The sequence below is a fragment of the Paenibacillus sp. FSL R10-2771 genome (assembly GCF_038000205.1).
Lineage (GTDB): Bacteria > Bacillota > Bacilli > Paenibacillales > Paenibacillaceae > Paenibacillus_AQ > Paenibacillus_AQ phytohabitans.
This window is the reverse complement of record NZ_JBBOBM010000001.1, coordinates 5,918,627-5,940,057: the sequence shown is the minus strand read 5'-3', so window position 1 is coordinate 5,940,057 and position 21,431 is coordinate 5,918,627. Positions and strand designations below refer to the sequence as shown.

The following is a 21,431-nucleotide window of genomic DNA, read 5'->3' as shown; positions in this document are numbered from 1 at the left end:
TACAACAATTTGAGGCTCAAAACTGCCAACCCGTCAGAATTCTTGCAAAAAGTACAACAATGTGGGTTCACAACCGCCAAACCGCCAAAAATCTTGCAAAAAGTATAGGCGTGTTGATTTCCCAAAAAAAGGGACAAAAAAGGCCGCCATTTCGGGTAATGGTAAGTACGACCAAACCAAACCGAAATGAGGCGACCTCATGAATAAATATACCCCATTCTTAGCTGTTTTCAAACAAGTGTTAACATCGGATGAAGTCGAAATGGTGACCGGACAAACCAAGGACTACGTGGATAGAGGAACCAAAATGACCGTCGGGTTGCTACTCGATTACTTTGTCCAAGCCTGCTACCACAAATGGGACGGCTTCCGGCAAAGTGCCCGCTTAGGCCCAAACTTTGACTTGCCTGAGATTCATTACTCCACCCTTTCCGGCAAGGCCGGTGAAGTCCCTTACGAAATCTTCAAACGTATCTTTCAAATGCTCGTCACGAAATGTAACCGTCAAACCCGGCGGCATCTGAATCTGCCTAAAGATCTTCTGCTGATTGACTCGACTACGGTCACGGCGGCGAACTCCCGAATGCCTTGGGCCTCGTACAAAAAATTCAGAGGGGGCATTAAGCTGCATGTTGCTCTTTCGCAGGGTCAGCGTTCACCCGTGAACGTGGAGGAATCGATCGCGAAGCGCAATGACGCTCCGTTTGGAGAAGTCTTGGCAGATACGGACTACATTTTGGTACAGGATCGGGCGTACGGAAAAATCAGCAGATTGGATCAATATGTGCTTCAGGGCCAGTCGTTTGTGATTCGACTCAAAGACAATCTCCATTTGGTGAAGCCGAGAAACCTCCAGCGACCCGCAGAGGGAGAAACGAACATTGTTCGTGATATTACTTGTTATATCGGTCAAGGGAAGTGCCAATCCGCTAAGCGCCACCGGGTCGTAGAATTTGAGAATGACCGGGGGGAAGTCGTACGGGTCGTGACCGATTTGAGAAAAGAGTCTGCTTATGTGATCGCTGAAATCTATAAGGCACGCTGGGAAATTGAAGTCTTTTTCCGCTGGATTAAACAGCATCTGAACGTGCCATGTCTATTTGGAACCACTGAAAATGCAGTATACAGCCAATTGTTTGTGGCCCTTGCGGTCTATGTACTTCTGAGACGTGTTTATGATGAAATCCACCCCAACGTGCCTGCCTTTGCTCAACTGACCCTTTGGGAATTTATGCAGCATTGGCGTATATTTAGTCTTCCGCTGGAGTGGCAGGTTCAACTTAGTCTGCTCAGGAACAAGGTTGTTTTGGGAATTATATCCATACCATAATATGGGGAATCAACAGGCTTGCAAAAAGTACAACAATTCCGGATCTGAAGGTAACAATTCTCCAGTACTCCCGCTCATATAGGAAGAGTAGCTATAATTTTACCCAAAGTCGGCTGAGCGGGGCATACAGAGTGGAGAGTGTTTTAAATTTTCATCTGCAGTTGCAAATAATATTTTCGTCGAAATTTTTGCTGAAGTTTTCCTAGGGCGGTCTCACTGCTGATTCCATAGCTACTCCCACTGCTGGTTCCATAGCTACTTCCGCTGCCGGTCTTATGGATGATTCCATACGTAGTTCTATCGTGAGCACGTTCGCGGGTGCAACTCCTAGAGAACCAATTAATTCGCAGCCCGGATAACTTGTTTCTAACTAAGACTTTAACCTCGCCCCCTATCCGCAAGGAAGGCAAGCCTTACAAAAGGTTCGCTCTGTTTGCCTTCTGCTGCCCTCTGCCTGCCCTATACCTGCCCTCAGCCTGCAACAGAACTACTTGATCTGGCCCATATCCAGGTTGACCCGGTAATTGCCGTACCTCAGCAGCTCATCGAGAAAAGCAGTCAGCGCTTCCTGATTCACGGTACGTACGCGCATCCAATAGCAGCCCTCCCCGCTGATGCGGTACAGCTCCGCGACACTCGTATGGTTCTTCGCAAAGTTCTGGAAGGGCAGATGAGCGGCGTTGGTGCTGAGAAAAACCGTAATAAAAGCATGCATATTCTGCCCGATCCGGAGCGGGTTCCAGCGGATAGTGTAGCCTTCAATAATCTCCAGCTCCCGCATTCTGCGGATACGCGCGCCAACGGCTTGGCCGGTCAGGTGAACTTCAGCTCCGATATCTTTGTGGCTTAATGTAGAGTCTTCTATGAGAAGCTGTAAGATGCGGTAATCCGTATCGTCAATGAGGTAGGGCATCATAAGTGTAATTTCCTTTCCGGGTGAAAGTAGAACAGGCTAATCTCTTTCGCGGCACAATGTATTCTTATCTGCGGCCGATTTATAATTAATTGTAGCAGAACCCAAGCACAAGTATAAGAAAGAGGTGTTTATTATGAAAATCCAACTGATCCGCCACGCCTCATTATGGCTGGAATACGGCGGCGTAACCTTTCTGGTTGACCCGATGCTGAGTGCACAGGGAGTCAATCCGCCAATTATAAATACCACGAATGAGCAGCGGAATCCGCTGGTTTCTTTACCGGGGCTTGTAGAGCAGTGGCTGGAGCCGGATGCTGTACTCGTGACGCACCTCCACCAGGATCACTGGGATGCAGCGGCGGCGGAGCTTTTGTCGCATGAGCTTCCGGTACTATGCCAGGAGGGAGATGGAGAGAAAATTACAGCGCAGGGCTTCGCCCATGTTACAGAGATTAAAGACAGTGCGGCAGCTTCTGTGCGTGGAGTAACCCTGACGCGTACTGATGGCCGACATGGAACGGGAGAGATCGGGGAGAGAATGGGCAAAGTCTCCGGTTTCGTATTCCAGGCGGAAGGAGAACCCGATCTGTATCTGGCGGGAGACACAATCTGGTGCGGCGAAGTCCGGCAGGTACTTGATGATTATCACCCGGAAGTTATCGTCGTGAATGCCGGAGGAGCAAGCTTCGTAAGCGGAGGACATATCACTATGAACGAACAGGATATTGTGGATGTATGCCATGCAGCCCCGGAAGCATCCGTGATTGCCGTTCATATGGATGCCATTAACCACTGCCACGTTACCCGTAAACTGCTGAAGCTCCGCCTTGAACAAGAGGAACTGCTTAACCGTGTCGCTGTACCTTTGGACGGAGAATGGGTGTAGTCCCAAGGAAATTTGTATAGTTTGTAAACGTTCTTACAATCTCTTTCGCTAAGCTTGACTAACCTAAAGAATCATGATAAATTAATCCTTGTTCATGTTAATGTTCCCTGATAGCTCAGTTGGTAGAGCACTCGACTGTTAATCGAGTTGTCACAGGTTCGAGTCCTGTTCGGGGAGCCATTACTTGGAGAGATACCCAAGTGGCTATAAGGGGACCCTCTGCTAAGGGGTTAGACTGCGTAAGCGGTGCGAGGGTTCGAATCCCTCTCTCTCCGTATGATATACTTCCCTGTTTGGGATGAGAACCCTCAGTGGTTCGTTGGAGCATAAGCTTCGTTAGGGATTCTTCGCAATCTCTCGCGCAGTGAGAGTATCCCTCTCTCTCCGTAGATTTACTTCCCTGCTAGGGATGAGAACCCTCAGTGGTTCGTTGGAGCATAAGCTTCGTTAGGGATTCTTCGCAATCTCTCGCGCAGTGAGAGTATCCCTCTCTCTCCGTTCCTGCAACTATTCATACGTATTAATACAAAAGGAGCTCATTTTGAGCTTCTTTTTTTGCGTTCATCCAGTCAGAGCGATGTGAAGCCTTGAAGTATGCGGGTTCCTTTTTGATGTCGTAATTACATATAGTTATTGTCGCATTTATCTACTAAAAAACCTGCATGTTATATGATACCTTATAGGTAATGTCAGAATAATATATATGGAGGTGCAAGAGAATGAGCATTAGGATTGGCAAAATCAGCTTTTGGCATGTGCATGCCTGGGATTATACGAAGCAGGCGCAGGAACATAGTGATACTGAAATCGCTGCGGTGTGGGACGAGGATGCGGAGCGCGGCAAGAAGGCTGCGGACAGCTTGAATGTTCCGTTTTTTGATTCCTTGGAAGACCTGCTTGCCCGGAAGGATATAGATGCCGTTATTGTCGACGCGCCAACCTGTCAGCACCGGGATATCATCATTGCGGCTGCCCAAGCCGGCAAGCACATCTTCACCGAAAAGGTTGTGGCTGCAACGTTGAGTGAGGTCAATGAAATCCTGTCAGAAGTCTCGGGTCATGGGGTGAAGCTAACGGTTTACCTCCCGCGTCTAAATGATGGTTATACTTTATCGGTTCAAGAAATTCTAAACCAGGGACTGCTTGGAGAAATAACGTATGTCAGAGTCCGCTTATCTCATAATGGTGCAACTGCAAACTGGCTTCCCGAACATTTCTTTAGCTTGGAGCAATGCCAGGGCGGTGCCTTAATTGACCTTGGCTGTCATCCCATGTACCTGACCAGGCTCTTTCTGGGTCAAGAAGTGACCGGTGTAAGTGCGAGCTTTGGATATGTAACAGGCAAGGAAGTGGAAGACAACGCGGTGGCGACGCTCTATACCGATTCAGGGGCTATTGGTGTGGTGGAAGCCGGATTCGTGAATAGCTACTCACCGTTTACGATCGAAGTGCATGGAACGGAAGGAACCCTTTTATACGGAACGCCTGAAGAGAAGCTGCTCGTTAGAAGTACTAAAGCGCCAGACAAAGGGGATTCCTGGATAGATGTGCCTCTGCAGGGCCACCGGGAGAGTGCATTTCAACAATGGGTCACCCACATTCAGAACAACACGATTGCTGCCGAGAATATTCAAATCGCAACTGAGCTTACAAGGTTAATGGAGGCGGCGAATCTCTCCGCGAAGGCAGGCCGTGTTATCCGGTTAGACGAATTGAACGCCTGATCACTCATCCATGAAGAGCTTAGCTTAAGCAGGAGGATTATAATGAGCCATTTTCCTTTCGGGATTATGTTTGAGAAGCAGGATATGCTTGAAAGACTGGATATTTCAATCCTGTGGGGACATTATGAAATTTCAGTTCTCCGGTTTCATTTGACCTCTTTTCCGCCGGGAAAGGTCATTGATTTCCATAACCATGCTGAATTTGAATTTCATTTCATACCACGGGGCAAGGGAACGGTCATTCTTGGCGAGCAGGCGTATGCTTTAACGGAAGGAATGCTCTACTTAACCGGACCGGGAGTGATGCATCGTCAGGAAGCGGAGCCGGAAGAGGCGATGGATGAGTTGTGTCTGCATGTCAATATTGCTGAAAAGCTCAGAGAAGATGCGGATTCATGGGAGGTTGCGGAAGCCGAGGAATGCGTTGAGAAGCTGAGGAAACTTCCCCCTGTACCTGCGCAGGATTATCACAAGGCTATGAGATGCTTTCTTGAAGCGTATGAGGCCTGCGACGGCAAGCTTACGGGATATTATACTTCTATTAAACATCTTGTGATCAGTATTTTATTGAAGGTAACCAGAGCTTACGATGCAGGCGGGATGGGAACCTCGGCACCGGTCCGGGATATGTTGGCCTACCGCTATCAATATGCCATTCAATACATGGAGGCGAATTCTTCAGCAACCGTGACCCTGGAGAATGTGGCTGAGAAGCTGAATATCAGCTCCAGGCAGCTGCAGCGGATATTTAAGCAGATCGATCCGGATAGAACGTTCAGCCGGATTCTTGAAGAGATAAGGTTGCAGGCCGTATGCAGCAAGCTTGAAGCTAGCACCCTGCCGATAGAACACATTGCTGAGTCCGAAGGGTTTACAAATGCGACCTATCTGCATTCGGTTTTCCGCAAGCGGCTCGGGATGACTCCGGCGGCCTACCGCAAGTCCAAAAAATTAAATTAAAAGTGAGGATGAGAGGATATGAGCAAAGTGTATCGTGTTGGAGTTATCGGATGTGGAGGCATTGCGAACGGGAAGCATCTTCCGAGCTTGAGCAGACAGGATAAGGTCCAGGTGGTTGCCTTTTGCGACATTATTAAGGAACGGGCGGAGTCGGCTGCAGAACAATATGGAAACGCGGATGCTGTTGTCTATACGGATTATCTGGAATTATTGAAGGATGCTTCTATTGATATTGTCCATGTGCTTACTCCAAATGATGCGCATGCGGATATCTCTATTGCGGCATTAGAAGCGGGAAAGCATGTGATGTGTGAGAAGCCAATGGCCAAAACAGCGGCAGATGCCAAGCGTATGGCCGAGGCGGCGAAACGTACAGGCAAGAAGCTGACGATCGGTTATGACAACCGGTTCAGACAAGACAGCTTATATTTGAAAAAGGTTTGCGAAGCAGGGGAGCTTGGCCATATCTATTATGCGAAAGCGCATGCGATCAGACGTAGAGCGGTTCCGACCTGGGGTGTTTTTCTGGATGAGGAGAAGCAGGGCGGAGGCCCGCTTATTGATATCGGAACCCACGCGCTTGATCTGACGCTCTGGATGATGGACAATTATAAGCCGAAGGTTGTACTGGGTACCAAATACCATGAGCTTTCCAGAAAAGAAGAGGCTGCAAATGCCTGGGGACCCTGGGATCCGAAGAAATTCACCGTGGAAGACTCCGCCTTCGGGATGATTGTGATGGAGAATGGCGCAACGATTACGCTGGAAGCGAGCTGGGCGCTTAATTCGCTGGACGTGGATGAAGCCAAGTGCAGCTTAAGCGGAACGGAAGCGGGTGCGGATATGAAGAATGGTCTCAGAATTAACGGGGAGAAGCATAGTAAGCTGTACACGAATGAAATTGAGCTCGATGCCGGAGGAGTAGCTTTCTATGAAGGGAAAACAGAGAAGGCTACGGATGTGGAATTGAGAAAGTGGATTGAAGCCATTGAAGAGGATAAAGATCCGGTCGTGACTCCTGAACAGGCTTATGTGGTCTCACGGATTCTGGAGGCTATCTATGAATCTGCACAGACGGGTAAGGCGGTTTATTTGGACTAAACGTTAGACGGTCTGCAGAGTATATCAGGCAAATAAGCTGGACCTCCCGGTGTAAGAGGTGCCAGCTTATTTGCTTTCTAGACAAATTACGACAAAAAGTCTGCCGGTTCAACCCGTTACCCCTTTAATAAATTGAAGGAGTGCTGCTGTAAAGAGACAAATGTTATATTAATTGCGTGTAAATAAAGTATTGTATAAGAAAAGGAAACAAATCCTAAAACTATCCTGCTTTAAAATCCTCTGTTTTACTCCCGTTTTCTACGAATTTTTCGAAAAGTAACAAAAACCTACCGAATACTACACATACCATGTTATGTAACATAACATTAAATCTTGAATTTTATATTAATTCACATAAAAATTAGTGACGACACCCAACCCTTGTGTTAATATAAATGACATCATAAAGAAATAAAAGAGAGGCAAGGCAGAGAAAGGGGAATTTTGATTATTATGGGGAAAAGGGGATGGCGATGGAGTACTTCATTCAGCAACTAATTAACGGGATTTCCGTAGGCAGTATCTATGCTCTGATCGCCCTTGGTTACACTATGGTTTACGGTATCATCAAACTGATCAATTTTGCGCACGGCGATGTATTTATGGTAGGTTCGTTCATCGGACTCTACAGTGCCAAATATCTGGCGAATGCCGGATTGCCGCCCATCGTTGTCCTGCTCTTGTCGCTGATCATTTCGATGACCATCAGCGCATTGCTCGGTATCACAATAGAGCGTCTGGCTTACAAGCCGCTTCGCAAGTCAACCCGGATTGCCGCGTTGATCACTGCGATTGGTGTATCCTTCCTGCTTGAATATACCGGAGTATTGATTCTTGGGCCTCAGGCTCAAGGCTTCCCGGATATTATGGAGAAGAAGCAATATCATCTGTTCGGTTCTTCCATCCAAGTGGAATCCAATCAGATAATGATTCTGCTAACAACGATTATTCTAATGCTTGTCCTGCAGTATATCGTCCGTTATACCAAAACCGGTAAAGCAATGCGGGCGGTATCATTCGATGTGGAGGCGGCGCGATTGATGGGGATCAACGTAGACCGCACCATTTCAGCTACATTCGCAATCGGCTCAGCGCTCGCTGCTGCTGCCGGAGTCATTTTTGGAATGACGTATAACTCAGTCGATCCTTTGATGGGGGTTATGCCTGGACTCAAAGCATTCGTAGCTGCAGTGCTCGGGGGAATTGGAAGTATTCCTGGTGCCCTTGTAGGCGGGTTGCTGCTGGGAACGGTAGAGACAGAGATTTCTTCACTCGGGTTCTCCTCATGGCGTGACGGCGTGGCATTCGCGGTACTGATTCTGATCCTTATCTTTAAACCATCCGGACTGTTTGGCAAGAATGTCCGGGAGAAAGTGTAGGAGGGAACTGCCGTGAAAAATATAAATAAAAAGTTCTGGATGGGCATTATCGTTGCCCTTGCGTTCTATGGAGTTGTTAAAGTTCTTCTAACAACGGGAGTACTAAGTGATGTAAACCAATCTATGCTGCTTCTAATTGGTGTTAACATCATGCTTGCCGTATCGCTCAACCTGATTACCGGGATTACCGGGCAGTTCTCCATTGGTCATGCCGGATTTATGTCCGTAGGTGCATACACTTCGGCGATCCTTACCCTTGACTACAACGTGCCATTCGTTCCAGCCATTATTGCAGGCGGACTCCTGGCAGCGGTATTCGGCGTATTGATCGGAATGCCTACCCTCCGGCTTAATGGTGACTATCTTGCCATCGCCACACTGGGATTCGGTGAAATCATCCGGATTGTCATGCTGAATACAGAATTCGTCGGCGGGGCTTCAGGGCTCAGCGGTATTCCTGCCAAAACAACATGGACGATGTTATTCTTCTTCACCCTGATTTCTGTGGTTCTGATTAATAACTTCATTAGGTCTACACACGGCCGGGCATGTATTGCTATCCGTGAGAATGAAATTGCAGCAGAGGCTATGGGTATTAATACGACACGCTACAAAATTATCGCTTTCACCATCGGTGCCTTGTTTGCCGGGATTGCTGGCGGGTTGTCAGCTCATACGTTCTACGTTATCACGCCGGGCAGTTTCAACTTCCTGAAGTCGTTTGAAATTATCGTTATGGTTGTTCTCGGGGGACTTGGCAGCACGGCTGGTTCCATCGTCGGAGCGGTGTTCGTTACCCTGCTCTACACATACCTTCGGGAATTCCCGGAATGGCGCATGATTATTTACTCCATCGTGCTCATCCTGATGATGATCTTCCGCCCAAGCGGTCTGCTGGGCACAACCAAATTCTCATTCGGCAAGTTCGGCAAAAAGGAGGCTAAGGCAAATGACGCAATCGAAGGCAGCAGTGCTCCTTGACGTTAAGGAGGCCAGCCGATCCTTTGGCGGACTTAAGGCAGTCAGTGAGGTTTCCCTTCATATTAATAAAGGTGAACTGATTGGGCTGATCGGACCCAACGGCGCCGGCAAAACAACATTATTCAATCTGCTGACCGGGGTGTACCCCCCTTCATCAGGCAGCATTCTTCTAAATAACGAATCCATTGGCGGTATGAAGCCTTATAAAATTAACCATAAGGGTGCCGCCCGTACGTTCCAGAACATCCGCTTATTTACGGCTATGACTGTGCTGGAGAATGTCAAAATTGCTTTTCATCAGCATGCGAAACACTCGTTATTCTCGTCTATGCTCCGTTTGCCGAAGCATTTCAAGGGAGAGGACGAAATCACTCAGAAGGCGATGGATATCCTCAAAATATTCAATCTTGCCGATCAGAGTCATGAGGTAGCCAGCAATCTGAGCTATGGTAACCAGCGCCGCCTTGAGATTGCCCGCGCGCTTGCTGCCGGACCCAAGCTGCTGCTGCTCGATGAGCCTGCGGCCGGGATGAACCCGAACGAGACACGTGATCTGATGAATCTGATCGCCTGGATCCGTGAAGAATTCGACCTTACCATTCTGCTGATCGAGCATGATATGTCGCTGGTTATGGGTGTCTGCAACCGGATTTACGTCCTGGACCGCGGAATCCTTATCGCTGACGGAACTCCGGTGGAAATCCGGAATAATCCGAAGGTTATCGAAGCGTATTTGGGACAGGAGGCGTAGAACTATGCTTACAGTACAAGGAATCAATGTTTATTACGGAGCTATTCATGCCTTGAAGGATCTCAGCATCAACGTGAAGCAGGGAGAGATCGTTACACTAATCGGTGCCAATGGCGCCGGCAAGTCAACGCTGCTCAAGACGCTTTCGGGGCTGCTTAAACCCAAGATAGGAAGTATTGAATTCCTGGATAAATCGATTGTCAATCAAAGTGTTCAAGCGATTGTTAAGGAAGGGCTAATTCATTGTCCTGAAGGACGCCGTGTCTTCGCGAATATGTCCGTTGAGGAGAACCTGGAGCTGGGTGCTTATCTGCAGGATTCCAGCAGCCTGGCAGCTGACTTCCAGAGAGTCTACAATACCTTCCCCCGTTTGCTGGAACGTAAGAAGCAGCAGGCCGGAACGCTGTCCGGCGGGGAACAGCAGATGCTTGCCATGGGGCGGGCGATTATGGGACACCCCAAGCTGCTGCTGCTGGATGAACCGTCCATGGGGCTGGCGCCGCTGCTGGTCCAGGATATTTTCAAAATCATTAAAGAAGTCAATGACGCGGGAACCACTGTGCTGCTGGTTGAGCAGAATGCACATCAGGCGCTCAAAATCGCCGACCGTGCCTATGTTCTGGAGACAGGCAGGGTAGTACTTGAAGGAGACGCCAAGGAATTGGCCGATTCCGATGAAATCAAAATGGCTTATCTTGGTCACTAAACAGATACGCCTAACTACAGCAGCATCACAGAAACAACATATAAAAATTAATTAATCGGGAGGCTGGGAGAAACAATGAAGAAAATTGGGGCCATTATTTTGTCGACAGTACTGACTGCGGTATTAGCATCGGGCTGTGGCAACAACACAGAGAACAGCGGTAACTCTGCAAGCGGCGGAAATGCTGCCGCAGGCACAATCAAAATCGGGGCTGACCTTGAGCTCACAGGCGGTCAAGCTTCTTTCGGCGACTCCGCATCGAAGGGCGCGAAGCTGGCTGTTGATGAGATCAACGCAGCGGGCGGGATTCTTGGTAAGCAGTTGGAACTGGTAATTGCCGACAACGCTTCGAAGTCTGAAGAAGCAACGCAAGCAGCACAGAAGCTGATTACCAATGATAAGGTTGTTACAATCATTGGTGCTTCCACTTCTACCAATACGCTGGGTATCGTTCCGGTTGCTACCGAGAAGAAGATTCCACTCGTTGCAGTAGGTGCCACCAACCCTAAAGTTACTGTAGATGAGCGCAGTGGCAATGTGAATGAATATGTGTTCCGCGCAGCCTTTATCGATCCATTCCAAGGTGAAGTGATGGCTAACTTTGCAATCGACTCCCTGAAAGCCAAAAAAGCAGTAATCTATACAGATACTTCGAGTGACTACTCCAAAGGTCTGCAGAAGTTCTTCGAAGAGACCTTCAAAGCTAAAGGCGGCGAAGTGCTGAGCCAGGAGTCCTACCAACAGAAAGACTCTGACTTCAAAGCCGTTCTGACACGTATCAAAGCAGCTAACCCCGATGTAATTTACCTGCCGGGCTACTATGAAGAGGTTGGTAAAATCGTGAAACAGGCCCGTGAAATGGGTATTACCGTTCCATTCCTGGGCGGCGACGGATGGGATTCTCCGCAGCTGGCTGAAATCGCTGGTTCAGAAGCCTTGGAGAACACTTACATGTCCAATCACTACTCGCCTGAAGATACAGCTACTGAAGTAACGAGCTTCGTTGAAGCTTACAAAGCAGCTAACGGCGGTGCAGTTCCGGATGGTATGGCTGCCCTTGGTTACGATGCACTGAAGCTGGTGGCTGATGCCATCACCCGTGCCGGTGAAGCTGATCCGGCCAAAATTACAGAAGCTTTGGCAGCAACCAAAGATCTGCAGCTCGCTACAGGCAAAATTACCCTGAACGAAACACATGACCCGGTTAAAGCGGCTGTCGTTCTGAAATTCGTTGACGGTAAACAGACCTTCGAAACAAAGGTTAATCCTTAAGAAGGAAATCCGCATATACTAAGGTGAATGGAATTGGGGTTCTAAACCGCAGGAGGCCGTGCGGCCTCCTGCATCACCTTAGCTGAGAAGAGAAAGGCTCAATTCTGAGCCTTTCTTTTCTCATATCACTATGCTCACCAAACTTTGCCTGTGCTTCCGAAGCGAGTTTTGCCGATGTTATATCAAGGAAGGTTATGCTTACAAAACTTTGAGGGGGAATCAGCATGATTGTTGGCGTACCCGCAGAAATCAAGAATAATGAGAACCGCGTCGCCATAACCCCGGCCGGGGTAGAAGCACTCCGGAAGGCGGGGCATGAGGTGTTCGTCCAGGCCTCTGCCGGCACAGGCAGCGGCTTCGAAGATCAAGAATACCTGGATAAAGGTGCTGAAGTTCTGGACACCGCTGCGGAAGTCTGGGGCAAGGCGGAGATGATCATTAAAGTGAAGGAGCCTCTGCCGGAGGAATATGCTTATTTCCGCAAAGGCCTGATTCTCTTCACATATCTGCATCTGGCGCCGGAGGCGGTTCTGACCAAGGCGCTTGTGGAGGGCGGGGTGACGGCGGTAGGGTATGAGACCATCCAGCTTGAAGATGGCTCCCTGCCGCTGCTTATCCCGATGAGCGAGGTTGCCGGACGGATGGCTGTGCAGATCGGTGCCGGGCTGCTGGAGAAGCCGCAGGGAGGCAAAGGCGTCCTGCTGGGCGGTGTGCCGGGAGTTCAGCCTGGAGAGGTAGTGATTGTCGGCGGCGGTATTGTCGGCACCAATGCGGCGAAGATTGCCCTGGGGATGGGGGCACGCGTGACAGTCCTGGATCTGAATGCGAACCGGCTGCGGGCTTTGGATGATATTTTTGGCGGTAGGCTCATTACGGTGATGTCGGATTCTTATCATCTTGAGCAGGCTGTCCGCAAAGCCGATCTGCTGATCGGGGCTGTACTGATTCCCGGTGCCCGTGCGCCGAAGCTGGTCAAAGAGTATATGGTGCAGCAAATGGCAGAGGGTTCTGTGATCGTGGACGTGGCGATTGATCAGGGCGGCTCGATTGAGACCATCGACCGGATTACAACCCATGAGAACCCGACCTATGTGAAGCATGGCGTGGTGCACTATGCGGTGGCCAATATGCCGGGGGCGGTCGCCCGGACCTCTACACTGGCACTGACCAATGTGACGATCCCTTATGCGCTGCAGATTGCCAATCATGGCATTCATGTGGCTGCGGTCAATAATGCGGCGCTTGCCCGCGGCTTGAATGTGGTAGCTGGACACGTAACGAATCCCGCAGTAGCGCAGAGTCTGGGCTATGAATGTGCCGATGGAATCCGTGTCCTAGCTGCCGCTGGCGGACGTATTTAAGAATGGGAGAATATAGTTTCTGTCCTCGCGGGAAGGCGGGGCTGGGATGGGGAGAAGCGGAGGCTGCACGCCGTATTTCTCCCTGATATTTTCTTTTGGAAAAAGGCTTGTCAAATTTAGCGAGGTTTGATATACTCATTTTTGTTGTGACAAACACACAAGCTTATCATCTGGCTCGTTGGTCAAGGGGTTAAGACACCTCCCTTTCACGGAGGTAACATGGGTTCGAATCCCATACGAGTCACCAATATGCGGTAGTGGTGGAATGGCAGACACGCTATCTTGAGGGGGTAGTGGGTGTATACCCGTGGAGGTTCGAGTCCTCTCTACCGCATAATTGTAATGGACAGGAAACCCTTGATGATTCAAGGGTTTTTTTGTTATATAAATAGAGCGTTTAGAATAGCGACTTGTCTCCGGATGAGTTGCTTTTTTTGTTGTTGTGGGTACATCCATTGATGGCGCCTTATGTTCCGTTATACCTGCATATATATTAGACATCGACAGGAGCGGGGGGTGCAATGGATTTTGTAATTTCGGTCATGCTTGTGGATGATGAGCCGCTTGCACTGGAGAAAGTATACGATATGGTGCCCTGGGCCTGATTGCTTATGTTATGGAAATGAAGTGGTTCCACCTCAACAACACCCATGCGCCGCTGATTCTGGCCGGACTGAACAACGCCTTCGGCGTATTCTTCATGACCCAGTTCATCCGCGCCTCAGTCCCGACCGAGGTCATCGAAAGCGCGCGGATCGACGGCTGCTCGGAATCGGCCATTCTCACAAGAATCGTAGTTCCGTTCCTGGTGCCGGGCATCAGCACCCTGGGGCTGATCTCCTTACGGATTATTCGGCAAGTATCCTGGGTCTGACCCTGGGCACGCTTCCGCTGATCTCCGCTTCCTCTTCGGCTTCAAAACATTGGTCCGGAGACTTACTGGCGGTGCGGTTAAAGGGTAAGGACAAAAAACGGATATGAAATCAAGCAGAATACCTGAACTAGGTTCAGCAGCAGAAGAATAGGCCGCCATTTTGGCGGCCTATTTGTTTTTGAGTACTTCAAAACTTGAGGCTAAGAAGTAAATTCCCGCAGGTATTTTATTTTAATAGGACAATGGAATAGTTTTGACACAGTCATTATTCATAGTATTGAAGTCCTGAAGTAGAGAAGCCGGCAGTTGGCTGATAAATAAATAAAAAAGTTTGACGGGGGTGTACTAACGAAAAAAATACATTTTAAGTAAAGATAGAAAACGGATGGTAAATATAATCGGGGTTAGGTAAAAAAAGTAAATATGCCATTATGCATAATTCCGGTGCTTGCAGAAATGAGCATAGTGGCTATTGAACTATATCTTTATGCTCTGTTAATTTTAATACGTTAAAGAGAAGGGTGACTAATTAGGGATTAATGAACTATATTAACAATAAATGTTATGGAAAATATAAACTATTGTCGAGGATTACCGATAATGCTAAATATAAATCCCAAATTAATGAAATTTTATATTTTTTTATTAAAAATTTTAAATTAAATGAGCTTGGTAATCCAAAATTCCTATCCAGTGGTGATGAAAAAAATGAGCGTACAAGAAATGCTAACCAATCAGGTACAAAGAACCCCTAGAATTAAACCAAGCTATCCGGAAGGCGAACTGGCTCTGGAGGACCCTGCCAAGCCTTCGGGCAAACCGACCTTCTCCTGGCTGACCATTATTATTCCGCCGATCGGGATGATGCTGATTGCAATTTTCATGTCAACCTTGACCAGATCGTATACGATGCTGATCTCGACGATGAGTATGACGTTTCTAACAGTTATGATCTCGGTGATGAATTACAAATCCAGTGTGAAGAAGCATCTGGAGCAAAATAAGAAGCTGGAGAAGAAATATCTGAATTATTTATTCCAAGTCCGCAATGAGCTGCAAAATGCTGCCAGTACGCAGCGTGAGGCTTATACATACATACATCCGGATATCTCCAGCTGCATTGAAATCGTCCGCGGCAGAAGCAAGCAGCTATGGGAGAGAACGGCAATTGAAGATGATTTCTTGAATATCCGGATCGGAGTGGGGATACAGCCCATTTCACTGGTACCTACATACAGCCCCAGAACCAAAGCAATCGACGACGATAATCCGCTTGAAGAAATCGCTGCCAAAATCTGCGAAGAAATGTATTTCGTAAGAGATATTCCTGTGTACATTCCTCTTAGCAATATTAATACGCTTGGCATATTCGGCAGAAAGCGGGAGGTTCGCGATTTTCTGAATGCAGCTATCGTTCATCTGACTACACATCAGGGCTACGATGACGTAAGAATCGTATGTGTGATGCAGCCTGAGGATCTGGAACACTGGGCATGGCTGAAATGGCTGCCCCATACATGGGACAAAGGCCGGAGATTTAGAAGTCTGGCTACGACCTCTTACGAAGCCTCCAATTTTGCCGATGAACTGCTCCCTATCCTTAGAAAAAGAGAGGAAAGCGGCCAGAGCGGCTATGGCTTGCAGACGCTGCAGACCCCACATTATGTATTCCTGGTGTTTGCTCCTGAATTGTGGGATAGCACAGAAATGATGAAGATTTTGCTGTCCAATAATTCTGTGCTTGGCGCGACGAGTATTTTTATCTCTGAGAAGATAGATGTTGCGTTGCCGCTGAACTGCCAGGCCATTCTTGAAATCAGGGACGGTAAAGGAATGGTCCGCAAAGATACGAGGCAGCTATTAAATCATTTAGCAGATCATTTTACAGTTGATTCTCTGGATAAGCAGCATTCAGAGTTTTTTGCCCGTTCGTTATCTCCGCTTAGAATCAAGGAGGGGCAAAATAACAGTTATATTCCGTCAATGGTCACCTTCATGGAGAGCTTTGAGGTAGAGCAGGTGGAGGAGCTGAATGTGCTACAGCGCTGGTCTAAGAATCAGGCCAACCGGACGCTGTCTATTCCCTTGGGACTCGGGGCGGGCGGGAAGTCCCTGCTGTTCGATATGCATGAAAAAAGCTACGGTCCGCATGGATTGGTTGCCGGAACCACCGGTTCAGGGAAGAGTGAGCTGCTACAATCCCTGCTGCTGGGTCTGGCGGTAAATTACCATCCTCATGAGGTTGCTTTTGTCCTGATTGACTACAAGGGCGGGGGAATGGCCAATGCGTTTCAGGGGCTACCCCATCTGGTAGGAACGATCACGAACCTGGGCGGCAACCAGATTAACCGTGCACTCGCATCCATCAAAAGCGAATTGCTGCGCAGACAACGGCTGTTCAGCGATGCCGGTGTAACCAGCATTGATAATTACATCATCCTGTACCGCAACAAGGAGGCCAGTCTTCCGTTGCCGCATCTGATCATAGTGGTGGATGAATTCGCGGAGCTGAAATCGGATCAGCCGGAATTCATGAAAGAGCTGGTCAGTGCGGCGCGGGTAGGAAGAAGCTTGGGTATCCACTTAATACTGGCAACCCAGAAGCCATCCGGAGTAGTCGATGAGCAGATTTGGAGTAACTCGCGTTTCAAGCTATGTCTGAAGGTGCAGACACCATCGGATAGCCAGGAAATGCTGAAACGCCCTGAAGCGGCAGAGATCAAAGAGAAGGGCCGCGGATATTTGCAGGTGGGCAATAATGAGGTCTTCACCCTATTCCAGTCCTCCTGGAGCGGAGCACCGTACGCTGGTGGTGATTCGGCGGGCGATGAAAGACCTCAGATGGATATTGTCACCCTGGGCGGTGAGCGGAGATCCCTGCTGCCGAAGGTGAAGAGTGGTGAAGGGGCTTCGCAACTAAGTGAGCTTCAGGCAGTGGTTAATCACATCGCTGCCCTTTCGGCCGAGCACTCCATCCGGGAGGCCTTCCAGTTGTGGCTTCCTCCGCTTCCGGAGACTCTCCTGCTTACGGAAGTGCTGGAGCCGCAGCAAATCTGGAATGGAGTCCACTGGCAGCAGCCAACGGATAATCTGACGGCAACCGTTGGGCGGGTAGATAACCCTGCAGATCAGGATCAATACAATCTGGACATTAATTTTAACCTGAATGGACATTTGCTTGTGTACGGGGCGCCGAGCAGCGGCAAAACCATGCTTTTGAAGACCATTATTATGTCGCTTGCCCTGAAATATGATCCTGAATACGTGCATTTTTACATATTGGATTTCGGTACACGGACACTGGGTGTCTTTCATGAGCTGCCTCATCTGGGAGATATTATTTATCCTGAGGAGGAACAGAAGCTTGCTAAACTGATCAGCTGGCTGTTGTCCCAATTGGATGAACGCAAACGTAAATTCTCGCAGCTTGGCATTAGTAATCTGGTGTCTTACTGCGCAGCAACTGGTGACAAGGTTCCATACATTGTTATTCTCCTTGATAACTACACCGGATTTGCGGAAGCGTACGATGACCATGTATTAGATCTGGCGAAGCTGGTGCGCGAAGGCGGAAACTACGGGATTTATTTTGTATTTGCAGCCAATGCAGTCAGCTCCTATCCTTACCGGATCAGTCAGAATGTCAAGCAGGCTCTGGTGTTCCAAATGTCTGACAGGCTGGATTACAGCAGCATTTTGGGCCGAACGGACGGGATGGAGCCAACGAGTACTGTGGGACGCGGGCTGCTCAAAGATAACCGGATTCTGGAATTCCATACTGCACTTCCGGGGGAAGGCAGCTCAGATGATCAGGTTGCAGCCTCACTCCGCAGGATTAGTGCAGAGATGAAAGCTGTGGCCGGAGAGATTGAACCGGTAGGTATTGCCGTAATTCCGGACAAGCTTTCGCTGGAAGAGCTTCTGGAGTGCGCCTCCAAGGCGCAACCGGAGGATGGAGAATATCTTGTACCGGCAGGGTTGGATTGGAATACCACACTTCCGGCAGCGATCAATATCAAGCATGTCAGTAACTTTGTTGTATCGTACACCGGCTTGCAGCAGGTGGATTTCAGGTTCAACTCATTAGTGCAAACTTTTCATGATTCGGCAAACCAGGTCACTAAGGAATTCTATCTGCTCGACAGCGGTGTGGCCAACTTGGCGGGCCTGAGGGCCAACCCTGTGCTTACCCGTTATATGGACACGGCTGAAGCGTTCCTGGAACTTACACAATCACTCATTGAACAGCTGCAGCTGCGAAAAAATGATGCCAGGCAGGCCTTTGCCGATTCTCCGGAGCCTGGGGCATTTGACGAAGCTGGTTATATTCTGTCCCAATACCCGCTTCTCGTAATTCTGATGCCGCATTTCAAATCAGCCTTTGATCTGATGGACAATGAATCCCTGGATCACCTAGAGCGGATTGCGAGATTTGGCGGCAGGCTGGGTGTGCTCCTGATGGTCGGCAGCAATGCTGTTGAGCTGAGTAAAATGCAATTAACCACTGAACTTGCGGGTGAACTGATTAACAGTGGAAATGCGCTGTTGTCGGGCGGAGCACCAAGTGATCACACGTGCTATGCTGCCGTGATGGAACACCTTGATTACGACGAGCTTAACAGGGGAATGGACGCCAGTGAGGCGATGCTGCTTACAGAAGGAGTAATCCGGCGGCTCAAAATGATAACAGAACTTTAGATAAGCAGGTGAAGGAAGCAATGAAACCAGTTCGTGAAGTGTTTGAATTGCATGCTCTGGAAATTATCTATCTGACGGCATTAACGGGAGGAAACAGCTTTCCGGGACTGGATACGGATCTCAAGGCGGAGTCTGAGCGCAGTCTGCGCGCCCTTATGGATGCACAGATGAGATCGCTTGAAAGGAAAGGGTATCTGGAGACTGATTTTATGGGGAACGCGCAGGTGAAGGAAGGGCTTCATGAATTTATCCGTATCGCCTCAGGCAGTACGGCATATCTGTGTCAGATTATACAAAAGCATCAGCAGACGCTTAAGGTCTACTATTTCTTCCGGGATGGCACCTGGTTTGAGCTTGAACATCAGCCGGATGGCAGCAGCTATAAAGTGCAGGAAATTTATGCGTGGCATGAGCTGGTGTTCCAGGTAGTGAACAGAACCCCGTTAGTGCAAGGTCTGGGTAACTCAGAACAATTTCTTGCTGCAGATAAAGAGTCTGACCTGGAAAAATGGGTGGAACAAGTGCTGTTGGCCGGTGCATCAGTACTCTCTCTGGCGGAAATCCAATGCACTGAGGAGAAGGTACAAGTACAACGTGAACTGAATTTGCTGATACATGAAGATCATATGTCGCTGCTGCAGCGCGGGACAGAGGAAAGGGTCATGAGAACTCCTGTTCATTTTGCAGCAGCGGTAGAGGGATTAACAGCTTGGCTGCAAGAGACACATCGCTCAGAGGAGGCCGTATATGTCGACAGCATTAACAACATTTCAGTTTAAAGGCAAAGGAGAGAAGGAACTCGATCTGGAGGTGTCGCTCTTCCTTACGGCGGGGGAATGTGTGGAGCTTCTGAAGCAGGCAAACTGGCTCCCCGATGATTGGGAATTCAAATGTGAGGTCAGCAGTACCGGAGAGGGATGGTCGGAGCTTGGACTGCAGGTGCTTCTGGCAGATGTAATTCAGGGAGACGGGTCAATTATCCGGATATTACCTTACTAAGCGGGTGAATTACCCGAGGAGGTTTCTTATGAAAAGCGTACATTTAGTTTGCTCACCTGAACTCATTATGCTTCTGTCAAGGGCGCTGGAGCATGAGGGCTACGTTATTTCAGGTAAGCACTCCACCTTACATAGCTTTATCAGCGGGTTCAGCAGTAAAGAGGTCGATCCTTCCTCAATCGTAATCATGGAGGGCGGAGCGGGTCTGGGTACACCGGTTAAGGCTGCTGATATTACCGGATTCATGACACTGATCCGCAAGTATCTCAAGCATACAAGACTGATTGTACAGCTGGACCCTGCGCTGCGTACAGATATTGAGTTCATCCGGTCTATGGTAAATATGAACATTCATGATCTGCTGTTCACCACCGAATTCCAGGGCGATGATCTGCTGAACTGGATTAAGGAAAAGAAAACAACAAGGGATTACTATCATATCCTGGGAAAGAAGAAGGGGCTTTTCTCCTTTAGAGGCCAATCGGCAGCAACTACCTCTGCTCCGGTAAGGGAAGAGCTTCCGCCCGCTCCCGTAAGAGCGGTCCAGTCGCTTACCCGCCCGCAGCCCGCAGCCGCTCCGCAAGCTCCGGCAGGTAACACCGGGAGGGCTGCCAATGCTGCGCGTCCTGCCACAGCGGCTACTGCACCAAGGTCAAGGCCCCCGGCAAGAACAGAGTCTCCGGCACCTTCCGTAACAGGAACGCTGGAAAGCCTGGAGCAATCCCTACCGGCTGAGGAGCAAACTGCGCCTGTAACGGGTCAGAGAATACTGGGCAGCAATGTTCCCCTCGTTATTGGGGTGTGCGGCGTTGGCGGGGAAGAGGATGTAGGTGCGGCTGCTTTTCTGGTTGCGGCAGGACTGGCTGAATTGGGCTGGAAGCCACTGGTCTGCGGAGATGACCGGCCGGAAATCGGCTCACTTGAACAGATTGTATTTAAAGGTGAGAAGGAAGACTCCGTGTCCACTATGTTTGAATATGAAGGCGTTACGTTTTACCGCCGCGGATATTCCTGGGATATGTCCGAGCTTCTGGCCAGCGGCTTCACACATATCATTCTTTGGCTCGATATTCACCGTGAACGGAAGGGGACTGGCGGGCTGGAGCTGTGGTGGAACTCACAAATTCCAATGATGATAGGCAACGGGGCTATGTGGAAATATGAACTGCTGAAAGAGAAGCTGAATACCCTGAATCCGTTTGAACGCAAGCGATGCAGACTGCTGCTGGAGAACGGGCATCAGGAAGTGCTGCAAGTGCTGAAGAAGGATTTTCCGGAAATTGAAGCAACATTGATGCCGGCGCATCAGGACCCGCTCTATCCGGATAAAGCGGCTGTCGCATGGGTTATGAAGCTGTTGACCGTCCAGAAGAAGCTTATCCGTAAGCAAACGCTGTTCTGGATCATCGCAGGAACGGTATTATTTGTGACTTTGCTGTTAATAGGTATCGGTTTCTCATTTGTTCCGGAGAGCCGTTAATTCATAACTAGGA

At 49.1% G+C, this 21,431-nt stretch carries 18 protein-coding genes and 4 tRNA genes; 21 read left to right on the top strand and 1 reads right to left on the bottom strand.

Going from position 1 to position 21,431, the window contains the following annotated elements:
* The first annotated feature begins 238 nt into the window (after window positions 1-238).
* Window positions 239-1,330 carry an IS4 family transposase gene (locus tag NSU14_RS25600; protein WP_340942393.1) on the top strand — a complete coding sequence of 364 codons (1,092 nt, stop codon included), beginning with the start codon at window positions 239-241 and terminating at the stop codon, window positions 1,328-1,330.
* A gap of 487 nt (window positions 1,331-1,817) precedes the next feature.
* Here NSU14_RS25600 and NSU14_RS25595 read toward each other — a convergent pair whose 3' ends face one another.
* Window positions 1,818-2,246, bottom strand: coding sequence for an Lrp/AsnC family transcriptional regulator (locus NSU14_RS25595; protein ID WP_179093399.1), 429 nt, complete (start codon window positions 2,244-2,246; stop codon window positions 1,818-1,820).
* A gap of 133 nt (window positions 2,247-2,379) precedes the next feature.
* On the opposite strand from NSU14_RS25595, the gene NSU14_RS25590 reads away from it, so the two are divergent.
* The 20 genes from NSU14_RS25590 (at window position 2,380) to NSU14_RS25495 (ending at window position 21,418) form a co-directional block, all read left to right on the top strand.
* Window positions 2,380-3,132 (top strand): MBL fold metallo-hydrolase, encoded by a 753-nt coding sequence (locus tag NSU14_RS25590; RefSeq protein ID WP_076242348.1) that lies wholly within the window; start codon window positions 2,380-2,382, stop codon window positions 3,130-3,132.
* 104 nt (window positions 3,133-3,236) lie between these two features.
* Window positions 3,237-3,312, top strand: a tRNA-Asn gene (locus NSU14_RS25585).
* 6 nt (window positions 3,313-3,318) lie between these two features.
* A tRNA-Ser gene (locus tag NSU14_RS25580) sits at window positions 3,319-3,407 on the top strand.
* 444 nt (window positions 3,408-3,851) lie between these two features.
* Window positions 3,852-4,856, top strand: coding sequence for a Gfo/Idh/MocA family protein (locus NSU14_RS25575; protein WP_340947718.1), 1,005 nt, complete (start codon window positions 3,852-3,854; stop codon window positions 4,854-4,856).
* 42 nt (window positions 4,857-4,898) lie between these two features.
* Window positions 4,899-5,816 carry a helix-turn-helix domain-containing protein gene (locus NSU14_RS25570; RefSeq protein WP_179093400.1) on the top strand — a complete coding sequence of 306 codons (918 nt, stop codon included), beginning with the start codon at window positions 4,899-4,901 and terminating at the stop codon, window positions 5,814-5,816.
* A gap of 18 nt (window positions 5,817-5,834) precedes the next feature.
* Window positions 5,835-6,917, top strand: coding sequence for a Gfo/Idh/MocA family protein (locus NSU14_RS25565; protein ID WP_042134256.1), 1,083 nt, complete (start codon window positions 5,835-5,837; stop codon window positions 6,915-6,917).
* A gap of 473 nt (window positions 6,918-7,390) precedes the next feature.
* A complete protein-coding gene (locus NSU14_RS25560) occupies window positions 7,391-8,296 on the top strand; it encodes a branched-chain amino acid ABC transporter permease (protein ID WP_039296535.1) in 906 nt (301 codons plus the stop codon).
* A 12-nt stretch (window positions 8,297-8,308) separates the two neighbouring features.
* Window positions 8,309-9,277 carry a branched-chain amino acid ABC transporter permease gene (locus NSU14_RS25555; RefSeq protein ID WP_179093401.1) on the top strand — a complete coding sequence of 323 codons (969 nt, stop codon included), beginning with the start codon at window positions 8,309-8,311 and terminating at the stop codon, window positions 9,275-9,277.
* Entirely contained in the window at window positions 9,246-10,028 is a 783-nt protein-coding gene (locus NSU14_RS25550) for an ABC transporter ATP-binding protein (RefSeq protein WP_042134258.1), read from the top strand. Before NSU14_RS25555 ends, NSU14_RS25550 begins: the two co-directional genes overlap by 32 nt.
* A gap of 4 nt (window positions 10,029-10,032) precedes the next feature.
* Window positions 10,033-10,734 (top strand): ABC transporter ATP-binding protein, encoded by a 702-nt coding sequence (locus tag NSU14_RS25545; protein WP_076242351.1) that lies wholly within the window; start codon window positions 10,033-10,035, stop codon window positions 10,732-10,734.
* Window positions 10,735-10,809: 75 nt separating this feature from the next.
* Window positions 10,810-12,006, top strand: a complete 1,197-nt coding sequence (locus tag NSU14_RS25540; protein WP_076242352.1) for an ABC transporter substrate-binding protein — start codon at window positions 10,810-10,812, stop codon at window positions 12,004-12,006.
* Between the two features lie 224 nt (window positions 12,007-12,230).
* Window positions 12,231-13,367 carry an alanine dehydrogenase gene (gene ald / locus NSU14_RS25535; RefSeq protein WP_076242353.1) on the top strand — a complete coding sequence of 379 codons (1,137 nt, stop codon included), beginning with the start codon at window positions 12,231-12,233 and terminating at the stop codon, window positions 13,365-13,367.
* Between the two features lie 172 nt (window positions 13,368-13,539).
* A tRNA-Glu gene (locus NSU14_RS25530) sits at window positions 13,540-13,614 on the top strand.
* 4 nt (window positions 13,615-13,618) lie between these two features.
* A tRNA-Leu gene (locus tag NSU14_RS25525) sits at window positions 13,619-13,701 on the top strand.
* A gap of 288 nt (window positions 13,702-13,989) precedes the next feature.
* Window positions 13,990-14,241: an ABC transporter permease subunit gene (locus tag NSU14_RS25520; protein WP_340947717.1), complete on the top strand. Its 252-nt coding sequence runs from the start codon at window positions 13,990-13,992 to the stop codon at window positions 14,239-14,241.
* 539 nt (window positions 14,242-14,780) lie between these two features.
* Entirely contained in the window at window positions 14,781-14,996 is a 216-nt protein-coding gene (locus tag NSU14_RS25515) for a hypothetical protein (RefSeq protein ID WP_340947716.1), read from the top strand.
* Window positions 14,950-18,939: a type VII secretion protein EssC gene (gene essC / locus NSU14_RS25510; RefSeq protein WP_340947714.1), complete on the top strand. Its 3,990-nt coding sequence runs from the start codon at window positions 14,950-14,952 to the stop codon at window positions 18,937-18,939. Before NSU14_RS25515 ends, essC begins: the two co-directional genes overlap by 47 nt.
* Before the next feature lie 38 nt (window positions 18,940-18,977).
* Window positions 18,978-19,718, top strand: coding sequence for a hypothetical protein (locus NSU14_RS25505; RefSeq protein WP_340947713.1), 741 nt, complete (start codon window positions 18,978-18,980; stop codon window positions 19,716-19,718).
* Window positions 19,687-19,938 (top strand): hypothetical protein, encoded by a 252-nt coding sequence (locus NSU14_RS25500; RefSeq protein WP_042134268.1) that lies wholly within the window; start codon window positions 19,687-19,689, stop codon window positions 19,936-19,938. Before NSU14_RS25505 ends, NSU14_RS25500 begins: the two co-directional genes overlap by 32 nt.
* A 28-nt stretch (window positions 19,939-19,966) precedes the next feature.
* Window positions 19,967-21,418 carry a hypothetical protein gene (locus tag NSU14_RS25495; protein ID WP_340947712.1) on the top strand — a complete coding sequence of 484 codons (1,452 nt, stop codon included), beginning with the start codon at window positions 19,967-19,969 and terminating at the stop codon, window positions 21,416-21,418.
* The last annotated feature ends 13 nt before the right edge of the window (window positions 21,419-21,431 follow it).

What these genes read in the sequence shown, in the direction of transcription:
- NSU14_RS25595 (WP_179093399.1), bottom strand. Translation starts at nt 2,246, where the DNA reads ATGATGCCCTACCTCATTGACGATACGGATTACCGCATCTTACAGCTT.
- NSU14_RS25590 (WP_076242348.1), top strand. Translation starts at nt 2,380, where the DNA reads ATGAAAATCCAACTGATCCGCCACGCCTCATTATGGCTGGAATACGGC.
- NSU14_RS25575 (WP_340947718.1), top strand. Translation starts at nt 3,852, where the DNA reads ATGAGCATTAGGATTGGCAAAATCAGCTTTTGGCATGTGCATGCCTGG.
- NSU14_RS25570 (WP_179093400.1), top strand. Translation starts at nt 4,899, where the DNA reads ATGAGCCATTTTCCTTTCGGGATTATGTTTGAGAAGCAGGATATGCTT.
- NSU14_RS25565 (WP_042134256.1), top strand. Translation starts at nt 5,835, where the DNA reads ATGAGCAAAGTGTATCGTGTTGGAGTTATCGGATGTGGAGGCATTGCG.
- NSU14_RS25560 (WP_039296535.1), top strand. Translation starts at nt 7,391, where the DNA reads ATGGAGTACTTCATTCAGCAACTAATTAACGGGATTTCCGTAGGCAGT.
- NSU14_RS25550 (WP_042134258.1), top strand. Translation starts at nt 9,246, where the DNA reads ATGACGCAATCGAAGGCAGCAGTGCTCCTTGACGTTAAGGAGGCCAGC.
- NSU14_RS25545 (WP_076242351.1), top strand. Translation starts at nt 10,033, where the DNA reads ATGCTTACAGTACAAGGAATCAATGTTTATTACGGAGCTATTCATGCC.
- NSU14_RS25540 (WP_076242352.1), top strand. Translation starts at nt 10,810, where the DNA reads ATGAAGAAAATTGGGGCCATTATTTTGTCGACAGTACTGACTGCGGTA.
- ald (WP_076242353.1), top strand. Translation starts at nt 12,231, where the DNA reads ATGATTGTTGGCGTACCCGCAGAAATCAAGAATAATGAGAACCGCGTC.
- NSU14_RS25520 (WP_340947717.1), top strand. Translation starts at nt 13,990, where the DNA reads ATGAAGTGGTTCCACCTCAACAACACCCATGCGCCGCTGATTCTGGCC.
- NSU14_RS25515 (WP_340947716.1), top strand. Translation starts at nt 14,781, where the DNA reads ATGAACTATATTAACAATAAATGTTATGGAAAATATAAACTATTGTCG.
- essC (WP_340947714.1), top strand. Translation starts at nt 14,950, where the DNA reads ATGAGCGTACAAGAAATGCTAACCAATCAGGTACAAAGAACCCCTAGA.
- NSU14_RS25500 (WP_042134268.1), top strand. Translation starts at nt 19,687, where the DNA reads ATGTCGACAGCATTAACAACATTTCAGTTTAAAGGCAAAGGAGAGAAG.
- NSU14_RS25495 (WP_340947712.1), top strand. Translation starts at nt 19,967, where the DNA reads ATGAAAAGCGTACATTTAGTTTGCTCACCTGAACTCATTATGCTTCTG.